7 protein-coding genes are annotated in these 11625 nt (G+C 69.1%); 2 read left to right on the top strand and 5 right to left on the bottom strand.

What is annotated here, in order from left to right:
* The 4 genes from QRO91_RS20000 to QRO91_RS19985 form a co-directional block, all read right to left on the bottom strand.
* A partial coding sequence (locus QRO91_RS20000; RefSeq protein ID WP_285310531.1) for a glycosyltransferase family 2 protein occupies positions 1-996 on the bottom strand: 996 nt, incomplete at its 3' end.
* Between the two features lie 74 nt (positions 997-1070).
* Complete coding sequence (locus tag QRO91_RS19995) at positions 1071-1961, bottom strand: NAD(P)-dependent oxidoreductase (RefSeq protein ID WP_049430081.1); 891 nt, start codon at positions 1959-1961, stop codon at positions 1071-1073.
* Between the two features lie 62 nt (positions 1962-2023).
* Positions 2024-3595 carry a hypothetical protein gene (locus tag QRO91_RS19990; RefSeq protein WP_100443657.1) on the bottom strand — a complete coding sequence of 524 codons (1572 nt, stop codon included), beginning with the start codon at positions 3593-3595 and terminating at the stop codon, positions 2024-2026.
* Positions 3596-3625: 30 nt separating this feature from the next.
* Positions 3626-5782 carry a bifunctional (p)ppGpp synthetase/guanosine-3',5'-bis(diphosphate) 3'-pyrophosphohydrolase gene (locus QRO91_RS19985; RefSeq protein WP_197620742.1) on the bottom strand — a complete coding sequence of 719 codons (2157 nt, stop codon included), beginning with the start codon at positions 5780-5782 and terminating at the stop codon, positions 3626-3628.
* A 130-nt stretch (positions 5783-5912) separates the two neighbouring features.
* On the opposite strand from QRO91_RS19985, the gene QRO91_RS19980 reads away from it, so the two are divergent.
* The gene (locus QRO91_RS19980) at positions 5913-6449 is read left to right on the top strand and encodes a hypothetical protein (protein ID WP_005410728.1); all 537 of its coding nucleotides are present in this window, start codon (positions 5913-5915) and stop codon (positions 6447-6449) included.
* A 111-nt stretch (positions 6450-6560) separates the two neighbouring features.
* Here QRO91_RS19980 and hrpA read toward each other — a convergent pair whose 3' ends face one another.
* Complete coding sequence (hrpA, locus tag QRO91_RS19975; protein ID WP_197620744.1) at positions 6561-10643, bottom strand: ATP-dependent RNA helicase HrpA; 4083 nt, start codon at positions 10641-10643, stop codon at positions 6561-6563.
* Between the two features lie 86 nt (positions 10644-10729).
* On the opposite strand from hrpA, the gene QRO91_RS19970 reads away from it, so the two are divergent.
* A complete protein-coding gene (locus QRO91_RS19970) occupies positions 10730-11278 on the top strand; it encodes a Dps family protein (protein ID WP_006439098.1) in 549 nt (182 codons plus the stop codon).
* Positions 11279-11625: the final 347 nt, after the last annotated feature.

Raw genomic sequence — 11625 nt, 5'->3', positions numbered from 1 at the left:
CCCGCCCGACCGGACCCCGCCCCCCCCCCGCCCGCCCCCACCCCCCCCACCCCCCGCCACCCCGCCCGAACCCGCCCCCCCCCCCCCCCCCCCACCCGCCCCCCCCCCCCCCCCGGCCGCGCGCCCCCCCCCCCCCCCCGCCCCGCCCCCCCCCCCCCCCCCCCCCCCCCCCACTACGCCGCGCTGCCCCAGCAGATCGGCCAGGGCAAGCAGGCGCCCGGCAGTGCGCTGGCGTGCCTGCGAATCGAACAGATCGAGATGGCGCAGGCGTTGCAGGAAACCGCGGCGACTGGCTCCGATCTGGTTGTTGCCATGCTGCCGGTAGTCGATGGTCGGTTCGGCCAGCATGTCCAATCCTCCACGCAGCGATGCGTGGACCGCCAACCATTCGTCGTGGCTCCAGCCCGGCGGGACCGGCAGCGATTCGGCCAGCAGCCTACGGCGCAGCGCACAGGTGGCACCGGTGATGAAGTTGCGCAGCAGGATCGCGTCGATCGCAAGGCCCGAGCGTTCCAGCTCGACCTCGGCCGGATGGACCACCAGTACCTCCAGCAGCTGGTGGCCCAGCGGCGCGCCCTGCGCGTCCACCAGCCGCGCATCGCTGTGCAGCAGCAACAGGCCCGGGTCGGCGTGGAAGCGCTCCACGTAGCTGCGGACACGCCCCGGATGCCAGACATCATCCTGGTCGCAAAGGAACAGGATGTCGGCCTGGCAACGCATCAGTGCGTCGGCGAAATTGCGCACATAGCCGAGATTGCGCGCGTGCTGGACGATCTCGACACGGATGCCCAGCGCCTGTGCGCGCGGTACGAAGGCCCGCAGCAGCGGTAGCGTCTGGTCGCTGGAACCGTCATCGCCGATCATGACTTCGTTCACCGGAAGATCCTGGTCCAGGATGCTGTCCAGCTGCGCCTGCAGGTAGCGCGCACCGTTGTAGGTGCACAGCGCGACGCCAATGCGCTCGGCAGGGGCCGATCGGGATGGCGCGTCAGGCATCGAACGTACTCGCGGAAACAGGGGCCGGGGGATGGTAGCAGAGCCCCCACTTGGCGGATGGATACGGTGGCTGGCTAGCCGTTGCCGGGATACGCAGCGATCCGCTGCAGGGCCTGGGCCGCGCTCATCGGTCGCCATGTGTTCGCGTCAGGCTGGAACGGCCGCGGATGTACGCCCAGCAGCGCCTGAAGCGGGCCGTTGTCCGCAATCAGATCCTGCTGCAGGCGTGACACCGGACCACGCGCTCGCGGCAGCACCGCAGCGAGGCCTCGCAGTGCAGCGCCCGGCAACGGCAGCGCCAATGTTGGCTGTGCCAGGCTGGCGTGCACGCGGCGGAACATCACGTGGTACGGCAGGCGCTCGCCACCGCCGATTTCCAGCACGCGCGCCGACGCTGCTCCGGTGGCGATGCAGGCCACCACGGCGCGGGCGATATCGTCGGCATGCACCGGTTGGCGCAGGCCTCCCACCAGCGGTATAGGAAACAGGCGCAGACGCAGTGCACGCTGCACGATCGGGGTGATGCTGCGGTCGATGCCGGCCCCATAGATCAGGGTTGGCCGCAGGATCGTCCACGCCATGCCAAGTCGCTCGGCCTGTGCGATCAAGCCCGCTTCGCCCCGCTGCAGCATCGCCACGACGTCCTGCTCATCGGCCTGCTCGGAATTCTGCTTGCTCAACACGCTCATCGAACTGGTGGCGATGACCTGCCGCGCCGGAGCTGCCGTCTGCCGCGACAACCACTGCGCCAATGCTTCAAGGGGGCCGAAGCTGGCGATGGCCTGCCAGTCCGGAGACGGCACGCTGTCCAGCGCAGCCGCCAGGTCCCCGCACAGCCACTGCACGCCGTCCTGTACCGGTTGCGGTTGCCGGCTCACTGCCTGTACCCGCCCATGCGCCTGCACCAGGCGTGGCAGCAGGAACCGGCCGATCTGGCTGGTGGCTCCGGAAACAAGGACGGTCATCGGCACTCCGTGGGGATGTTGCGAGGGGAGCTACTATAGCGGTCCCTGCGGCAGTGGCGGGCTCAGGGCGACGACACCCCGATGTCGCGCAGGCGCTGCCGCAGCTGCTGGTACTCGCTGCTGGAAGTGCCAACGCCAAGTTCGCCCGCCTGCTGGAGCGCACGTTCGGCAAAGGCAACATCGCCATTGCCCAGTCGCTCGCTGCCGATCGCCAGCCAACGCTGGGCGAGGCGCTGGCGGGCCGCGGGCAGGCCCCCGGCAGTGGGAGCCAGCGTCTGCCAGGCCTGCAGGCAGGCACCTGCAGCCTGCACCCGGTTCTGCCGCAGGTTGTCGTCGAAGCAACGGCGACTGGCAGGCAACAGGCGCGCGGCAGCGGCCTTCACCCGTGAATCGCGCGGTGCCAGCGCCTGAGCTTCGCGCAGGGCATCAAATGCGCTGTGTCCCGGCGGGCTGATCCACTGGCCTGCGCGCTCTGCGCGTTCGATCCGGCGCAGGTGATCGCGCAGCTCGCGTTCACGCTGCGCGTTGCTCACTGCGGGCTGCTGCAGTGCCTCCCGGGCCTGCCGTGCACGCTGCAGGCGCTGCGCCAGTTGCTGTTGTGCCGCCAGCGAAGCGCTCAGTGCTTCCGCCAGCGCGGCATCACGCTGCGCCGCCTCGAACTGGAAATCGTCGGCCTGGACCTGGCTTCGCGCCAGTACCGCCTGCAGCACCTGCTCGCGGCCCCGCTGGGCAGTGGGATCATCCGGCGCCACCGCCAGCACGGCCAGGAACCCCTTTGCGGCACTCTCCAGCTGCTGTCGCTGCAGTGCGCGCTGCGCCTGCCGCAAGCGCTCATCGACCGCCCGTGCCAGCGCCTCCTGGCTGGCGGGCAGATCGGCGTGGCCTGCGTCGAACAGTCGCGCGCGCTGCAACGTCGCAGCGGCTTCAGCCAGTTCCCCGCGTCCGGCCAGCGTGCGCGCGTGCTGCAGCAGATCGCTCAGTGCGTCCTCGCGACCCTCCAGTGCAGGCAGGTTGTCCGGCTGCAGTGCCAGGATGCGCTGGAACAGCGGCAACGCACTGCTGTCGCCATCGTCCAGCCGGCCGGCTGCGAACGCGTTGCGGGCTTGGGCCAGCAACGCGCCGATACCGGCGCCGGCACTACGCCGCGCCTGCAGTTGCCGGGCAACGGCGTCGGCGTCGCCCTGCGGCACCTGCAGCTCGCGGGCCAGCGCCAGTGACTGCGCGCTGCCCTCAAGATCGTCGCCCTGCAGCTTGTCGCGGGCCTGCTGCAGGGCCGCCGCTGCGGTTCGTGCAAGGCCCTGGCGGGCCTGCGGCCGATCACCATCCAGTGCCAGCACCGCCTGGTAGCGCTCGCGCGCACCACTGCCGTCAGCCGCACTCAGCCGGCCGGCGGCGAGCGCACGATCACCTTCGACCAGCAGCTGTTCGATCTGCGGCTCGTCCCAGAACCAGTCGGCCAGCGGCTTGCGCAGCAGCACCAGCAGCACGAACACCGCCAGCGCCGCGACCAGCGCCCAGCGCCAGACCCGCCGTGCATGGCGTGCCTGCAGCCACCACCAGCGGCCCTCGCGGCGGACGCGATCCAGCGCAGGATGTTCAGCGCCATGCGGGCGATGCGGAGGCTCGCGTTCCATGCGTGCAGGGTAGCCGGGGCAGCGTGAAGCTCAGCCGAGGCGACGCGCCTCGCTCACGCCCGGCAGCGCGTCCAGCTTGCCCAGCAGGTTCGACAACTGGCCGTAGTCGCTGACCTTCAGCCGCAGGCGCAGATGGGCACGGCCACTGTTGCGCACGTTGTCACTGTGGATGTCCAGCACGTAGGCGTCTTCCTGGGCGATCAGGTTGGTGATGTCCTTCAGCAGCCAGCGGCGGTCGACCGCATCGACCACCACGTCCACCTCGTAGCCGCCCCCGGCCTGGCCCCATTCCACCGGCAGGATGCGCTGCGGGCTGGTGGCCGCCAGCCGGGCCAGCGCGGCACAGTCTGCCCGGTGCACGGTGACACCGCGGCTACGGGTGAGGTAGCCGACGATCGGTTCGCCGGCCACCGGCTGGCAGCAGCGCGCCAGCTGCACCAGCAGGTTGCCCACGCCCTGCACCGTGAACTTGGACTTGCCCAGGTTCTCGCGGCGGGCGGTCGGGCGCGGAAGCGTCGGCGCAGGGGCCGGCTGGCTGGCCGCGCGCTCTGCTTCCAGCAGGGTACGGCTGACCTGGTTCGGGCCGGTATCGCCCAGCGCCACCTGGATGTAGAGGTCATCAACGCTGTCGGCGTGGAACTTCTTCGCCGCCACCGCCAGGTCCGAATGCTGCAGCCCCAGGCGCTTCAGCTCGCGCTCGAGCAGTTCGCGCCCGGCCTGCACGTTGCGCGCGCGGTCCAGCTTGTGGAACCAGCTGCGCACCTTTTCGCGCGAGCGGTTGCTGGCCAGAAAGCCCAGCGCCGGCATCAGCCAGTCGCGACGTGGATCGGCCTCCTTGCCGGTGAGGATCTCGACGCGGTCGCCGCTGCGCAGGCGGTAGGTCAGCGGCACGATGCGGCCGTTGACCTTGGCGCCACGGCAGCGGTGGCCCACCATCGTGTGTACCTGGTAGGCGAAATCGAGCGGCGTGGCCCCCTGTGGCAGGTCCAGCACCTCGTCCTTCGGGCTGAGCGCATAGACCCGGTCCTCGGTCAGCTCAGCGTCGAGTGCCCCGGCCAGCTCATTGCCCTGCCCGTCCTGCGCCTGCTCCAGCAGCTGGCGCATCCAGGTGATCTTGCGATCGAACGACTTTTCCGCGCCCTTGCCGCCTTCCTTGTACTTCCAGTGCGCGGCCACGCCCAGCTCAGCCTGCGAATGCATCTCGTGGGTGCGGATCTGCACTTCGATCGTGCGCCCTTCCGGACCGACCACGGCGGTGTGCAGCGAACGGTAGTCGTTGGCCTTCGGGCGTGCGATGTAGTCGTCGAACTCGCTCGGCACCGGCGCCCACAGCGCATGCACCACACCCAGCGCGGCGTAGCAGGCGGCGACGTCGTCGACCATCACCCGCACCGCGCGGATATCGTACAGCTGGTCGAACGCCAGCCGCTTCTTCTGCATCTTCCGCCAGATGCTGTAGATGTGCTTCGGGCGGCCACTTACTTCGGCATGGATGCCCTGTGCGGCCAGCTCGCGCGACAGCTGCTTCTTCACGTTCTGCACGTAACGCTCGCGCGCCACGCGGGTTTCGTCCACTTCACGCGCGATGCGGCGGTAGGTCTCCGGCTCCAGGTGGCGGAACGCCAGATCCTCCAGTTCCCACTTCAGCTGCCAGATGCCCAACCGGTTGGCCAGCGGCGCGTGGATGTCGCGGGTCAGCTGGGCCAACGCCCGGCGCTGTTCGTCGTCCAGCTTGTCGGCAGCGCGCATCCTCGCCAGCTGCCGGGCCAGCAGGATCGGCACCACGCGCAGGTCGCGGATGATCGCCAGCAGCAGGCGGCGCAGGCCCTCGCTGTTGCGCCCGGCCTCCCGGCCAGCATGCAGCGCCCAGACCGGATCGGCGGCGTCTTGGCCGTCGAGCAGGCCGATCACCGCCGCCTTGTGGTTGCCCAGCGGCAGCCGGTCCAGGCTGGCACGCAGGCCGGGCAGGTCGAACAACAGCGCGGCGACCACCGCGCCTTCGTCGGCCGAGAGCATCGACAGCGCATCGAGGGTATCGCCCAGCACCGACCAGCTGGCGCGCATCTGGTGGTCGCACTCCGGTGCTTCCCAGTGCTCGCGCAGGGCCTGGCGCAGCGGAGCGGGCAGCACCGCTGCGGAGGGACGGTTCAACAAGGCATCCAGGCCGGGGACAGAAGCGCGGTTCACAGCATCGAGCAGGCAAGACAGAGGTTCCTACACTAGCGCCGGCGCCGTTCAGGGACAATCACCGCGGCCACCATCACCTGGCATGAAGACATGCCGCTACACTCGCGGGCAAACCCAGGAGAGTTCCGCCATGCCCTCGATCGCCCCGCGTTTCCGCCCACGGCTGCTGGCCTGCGCCGCACTGCTGCTGTCCCTGTCGGCGCCTGCGCTGGCCCAGCGCGTGGTGGACGGTGACCTGCAGCAGCAGATGTCTCCGACCGAGTTCAAGGCGGCCGGCCTGGACAAGCTGAGCGCGCAGGAACTGGCCACGCTCAACCGCTGGCTGCAGGGCAAGGTCGAAGCGGCGACGACCCAGGCGGTAGCGGCGGTACGCGAAGAAGCCCGCGAACAGGGCCGCCAGGAAGTGATCGTGAAGAACCGCGGTTTCTTCGATTTCGGCAGCAGCGAGCCGATCACCGGCGTACTGCAGGGCGAGTTCCGTGGCTTCGGCAAGGGCCGTGTCTACGTGCTGGACAACGGCCAGGAATGGGAGCAGACCGACAGCACCAGCGTGGTCGGTGTGCGCAAGCAATCACCCAAGGTCAGCATCAAGCCCGGCGTGATGGGCGTGTGGTACATGAAGGTGGAAGGCGTGAACAGCCAGCCCAAGGTGCGCCGCTCCAAGTAACGCCGCGGCTTTACCTGTAGAGCCGAGCCCATGCTCGGCTGCTTTTCGATGCACCGTCATCATCCATCGCGGGAAGCAGCCGAGCATGGGCTCGGCTCTACAGGAGGGGGGCTACGCCTGGCGCAATGCGGTCACCCGCTGCGCCAGCTTCTTCGCCGAAATGCCGGTGCGCGCGCCCAACTCCTGCGCAAACAGCGACACCCGCAGCTCTTCCAGATCCCAGCGCAGCGCCTGCCATTGCGGGCGATCGCGCAGGCCCTGCTGCTCGCCCACCTCCAGCGCTTCCAGGAATGGGTGCAGCTCCAGCATGCGCGCCTGATCACGCGGCGGATCACGCTTGGCACGCTCGGTGCGCAGGATCATCGCCTTCAGGTAGCGCGGATACTGCGCCAGCGCGTCGGCCGGCGTATCGCGCAGGAAGCCAGGATGGATCAAGCCGGCCAGCTGCGCCTCCATGTCGTCCAGGTTGCCGCGCGCCCAGCCCATCAACGGCGCCTCCAGCATCGGCTTCAGTTCCGCCACCAGCGCCAGGATGGACTCGGCCAGTTTAAGCCGCGACATCGCCTCGCCGAACAGGGCCTTGGCAGCATGCTCGCGTCGATGCTCAAAGGCAGCCGCATCGCGGATGTCTTCCAGGCCCTCGGCCAGCACTGCGTTCATCGCCGCATCGACCAGGTCGCCGCGCAGGCGTTCCTGTGATTCGATCGCGGCATACAGCAGGCCGGTCTTGGCGCCCACCGGCAACTGCTTGCGTGCCTGCTTGACCTTCTCGGCCAGGGCGATCTCCAGCAGGCGGCGCACGCCCAGCGGATGAGCCTCCTGCGCCTGCTGCCGATCGGCGAAGATGCGCAGCGCTACGCTGTCACCCTCGTCCAGCAGCGCCGGATAGGCCGGTACACCGGCTTCGCCGGGCACCTGCAGCGGAACCGGCGTGGCCGGGAACGTACGCAGTCCATCGGCCGCCATCTCGCGACCGGCGCGTGCAGCGAAGGCATCGCCCGCACGACCGCCGAACGTCGCGCGCAGTGCGTCCAGATCACGCGAGGTCGCCAGCACCTTGCCCTGCTCGTCGCGCAGCCGCAGGTTCATGTGCAGGTGCGGCTCGATCGAACCGGGCTCGAAATCGAGCGCGGTCACCGTGGCGCCGGTCGCGCGTGACAGGAAGCGCGCCAACTCGCCGGTGATGGCATCGGCGCTGGGCTGCGGGAACGCCTCGAAGAACGCGCGTCCGAAATCCGGGGCCGGCACATAGTTGCGGCGCATTGCCTTGGGCAGGCTGCGGATCAGTGCCGAGGCCTTGTCGGCCACGAAGCCCGGCGCCAGCCAGCCCAGCTGCACCGGATCCAGTGCATTGAGCAGGTGCAGCGGCACGTCCAGGGTCACGCCGTCGTCGTCTGCACCCGGCTCGAAGCGGTAGTGCAACGGCAACCGCGCCTGGCCCAGCGCCAGGTACTTCGGGTAGCGCTCCTGCTCGCTGCCTTCGCCGGGCAGCAGGTCGGCCAGCGACCAGTGCAGGGTCTTGCGCTGTTCCGGCGCCAGCCCCTTCCACCAGGAATCCAGGCCCGCGGCCGAATGGATCTGCGGCGGTACGCGGTCCAGGTACCAGCGTGCCTGCCAGTCCTCGTCGGCAACGATGCCGGCGCGGCGCAGCTTCGCTTCTTCCTCGCGGGCGATCTCCAGAACTTTCTGGTTGTCGGCCACGAAACTGGCGCGGGTATTGATCTCGCCGGTCACCAGCGCCTGGCGCACGAAAATGTCATGCGCCTCGCCCGGTTCGATGCGGCCGTAGTGCACAGGTTTCTTTGGTGCCAACACCAGGCCGAACAGGCTGATCTGCTCGGACGCCAGCACCTGGCCCTGCGCGCGCGACCAGTGCGGGTCAAAGTGCTTGCGCAGCAACAGGTGAGGCAGCTCGGCGATCACCCAGTCCGGCTCGATCGCGGCCAGGGTCATGCCCCACACCTTCTGCGTATCCAGCAGGTTGGCCACCAGCAGCCACGGCGGCGGGCGCTTGGACAGCGCCGAGCCCGGGAACGGCAGGAAGCGACGCTGGCGTGGCGCCTGGAAATCGCCCTTCTCGGTGCGGTGACCGATCTGCGTCGGCAGGCCCGCCACCAGTGCACGGTGCAGGGTCTGGTAGGCAGTGGCACGCACGCGCTCGCTGAAACCGCCGCCAGCCGGCGCCTGTTCCTTCTGCGCACGCACCGCCACCGGGGCCGTTGCGGCCTCGGCCTTGCCTTCGCGGGCCAGGCGTGCCGCGCGATGCAACTGGCCACGGGTGGCCTTCACTGCGGCGGCGTCATCACGCGCTGGCGCCGGCGCGCTGCTGCCGGCCAGCAACGGCGCCATCGACGCCTCGTTGGCCTCTTCCTTCCAGCCCAGTTCCTCGCACAGCAGGCGCAGCTGGCGATGCAGCTCGCGCCACTCGCGCATGCGCAGGAAGCCGAGGAAATGGCGGCCACACCAGTCGCGCAGCTTGGACTGGGTCAGGTCTTCGTGGGCCTGCCGGTAGGCATCCCACAGGCGCAGCACGCCAACGAACTCGGAGCGGCCATCGGCGAACTGCGCATGCGCGCTGTCGGCCGCACCCCGCGCCTCCGGCGGGCGCTCGCGCGGGTCCTGGATGCCCAGGAACGAGGCGATCACCAGCATCGGCCGCAGGCAGCCGGCGGCCTGCGCGGCCACCAGCATGCGCGCAAGCTTCACGTCCACCGGCAGGCGTGCCATCTGCTTGCCGATGGTGGTCATGCGCCGCTCGGCATCAATCGCGCCCAGCTCGGTCAGCTGCTGCCAACCGTCGGCAACGGCACGCTCGTCCGGTGCTTCCAGGAACGGGAACTCCTCGATGCGGCCCAGGCCCAGCTGCAGCATGCGCAGGATCACCCCAGCCAGGCTGGAGCGACGGATTTCCGGATCGGTGAACTCTGGCCGCGCCTGGAAATCGGCCTCGGCGTACAGGCGGTAGCAGATGCCCTCGGCGATACGGCCGCAACGGCCCTTGCGCTGGTTGGCGCTGGCCTGCGAGATCGGCTCGATGTGCAGGCGGTCCAGCTTGTTGCGCGGGCTGTAGCGCTTGACGCGGGCGAAGCCCGGATCGACCACGTAGTGGATGCGCGGCACCGTCAGCGAGGTTTCGGCCACGTTGGTGGCCAGCACGATGCGCCGGTTCGGCCCCGGGTTGAACACCCGGTCCTGGTCCTGGTTGGACAGGCGCGCGTACAGCGGCAGCACCTCGGTATTGCGGTACTTGCGTCGCTCCAGCGACTGGTGCGCATCGCGGATCTCGCGTTCGCCCGGCAGGAAGATCAGCACGTCACCGCGCGAATCCAGGCGGGTGATCTCGTCGATGGCCGACACGATGGCATCGTTGACCGTGCGTTCGCCCTGGTCTTCGCCCTCGCCTTCCAGCGCGCGGTAGCGCACTTCGACCGGGAAGGTACGCCCTTCCACGCTGATCACCGGCGCATTGTCGAAATGCTGGGCGAAGCGTTCGGTGTCGATCGTGGCCGAGGTGACGATCAGTTTCAGGTCCGGGCGCTTGCGCAGCAGCTGCTTCAGGTAGCCCAGCAGGAAGTCGATGTTGAGGCTGCGTTCGTGCGCCTCGTCGACGATGATCGTGTCGTAGTTCGACAGCCAGCGGTCGCTGGCGATCTCCGCCAGCAGGATGCCGTCGGTCATGAACTTGATGCGGCTGTCTTCGCTGACCTTGTCATTGAAGCGCACCTGGTAGCCGACCAGCTGGCCCAGTTCGCTCTGCAGTTCCTGCGCCACGCGGCTGGCCACCGCACGTGCGGCAATCCGTCGCGGCTGGGTGCAGCCGATCATGCCGGCCTGGCCGCGACCCGCGGCCAGGCACAGTTTCGGCAGCTGGGTGGTCTTGCCCGAGCCGGTTTCACCGGCGATCACCACCACCTGATGATCGCGGATCAGCTCGATGATCGCGTCGGCTTCACGCGCAATCGGCAGCTGCGGGTCCAGAGTAATGGACGGCTGCTGTTGCGCCCGCACCTTGCGGCGCTGCACCGACGCCTGCAAGGCCTGCTCGAAGGTGGCGGCCAACGCCGCATCCTGTGGCTTGGCCTGGCACCGCGAGAGCATCCCCAGCAAACGGCCCCGGTCGCGGCTCATGGCGCCGTCGATGGCGGCGCGCTGTTGGCGCAGGCGGGGCGATGGATTTTTATCGATAGAGTTCATCAATCGGTTCGTTCAAAACTTTGAAAGCGACCAGTCATCACGACCGGTTTATTGTGAAGGCCAACGATTCCACAAGGAGGAACCCCATGGCGAAGACCAAGAGCACGACCAAGGCCAAGACCGGCAAGCAGAAGCTTGCGGCGGCGGCACCGTCGGCACCGAACATCGATATCGGGATCACCCAGGGCGACCGCAAGAAGATCGCCGACGGTCTGTCGCGCTTCCAGGCTGATGCGTTCACGCTCTACCTGAAGACGCACAACTTCCACTGGAATGTGACCGGGTCGATGTTCAACTCGCTGCACACCATGTTCGAGACGCAGTACACCGAGCAGTGGGCGGCACTGGACGACGTGGCCGAGCGCATCCGCGCGCTGGGCTTCAATGCCCCGGGCTCCTACCGGGAATTCGCTGCGCTGACCTCGATCGCCGAGGAACCGGGCCTGACCGACAGTGCGGACTGGCGTGAAATGGTACGCCAGTTGGTGGTCGCCAACGAAGCGGTCTGCCGTACGGCACGTGAAGTGCTGGACGTGGCGGCCAAGGGCGACGACGCTCCGACCGAGGATCTGATGACCCAGCGCCTGCAGACGCACGAGAAGTACGCCTGGATGCTGCGTTCCCTGCTGCAGTAAGGGTTGGGGGTGGTTCGGCAGGGCTGCGCCCTGCACCCGCAGAGGCCTTGAAGCCAAGGCCAGAGCCAGAGCAAAAGCTGGCCTCCTGTGGGTAGGCGGGGTGGGGGGGGGGGGGGGGGGGGGGCGCCGCCCCCCCCCGCGGGGGGGGGGGGGGGGGCGCCCCCGCCCCCCCCCCCCCCCCCCCCCCCCCCCCCCCCCCCCCCCCCCCAAAACCGCCCGCCCCCCCCCCCATAAGGGGCGGTGTGTATTTAATAAAAAAAACAAACACCAACCCCCCACCCACACCGTCGGGGGCGGCCGGGGGCGCTTTTTGGGGGGGGGGGGGGGGGGGGGGGGGGGGGGGGGGG

Origin of the sequence: Stenotrophomonas maltophilia group sp. Smal32 (assembly GCF_030237085.1) — a bacterium.
In the GTDB taxonomy this organism is placed as follows: domain Bacteria; phylum Pseudomonadota; class Gammaproteobacteria; order Xanthomonadales; family Xanthomonadaceae; genus Stenotrophomonas; species Stenotrophomonas maltophilia_Q.
Note: the sequence above shows the minus strand (reverse complement) of the source record. Positions and strands in the feature narration are given on the sequence as shown.

Excerpts from the sequence above, each read along its gene's own strand:
- QRO91_RS19995 (WP_049430081.1), bottom strand. The coding sequence starts at position 1,961 with ATGACCGTCCTTGTTTCCGGAGCCACCAGCCAGATCGGCCGGTTCCTG.
- QRO91_RS19990 (WP_100443657.1), bottom strand. The coding sequence starts at position 3,595 with ATGGAACGCGAGCCTCCGCATCGCCCGCATGGCGCTGAACATCCTGCG.
- QRO91_RS19980 (WP_005410728.1), top strand. The coding sequence starts at position 5,913 with ATGCCCTCGATCGCCCCGCGTTTCCGCCCACGGCTGCTGGCCTGCGCC.
- hrpA (WP_197620744.1), bottom strand. The coding sequence starts at position 10,643 with ATGAACTCTATCGATAAAAATCCATCGCCCCGCCTGCGCCAACAGCGC.
- QRO91_RS19970 (WP_006439098.1), top strand. The coding sequence starts at position 10,730 with ATGGCGAAGACCAAGAGCACGACCAAGGCCAAGACCGGCAAGCAGAAG.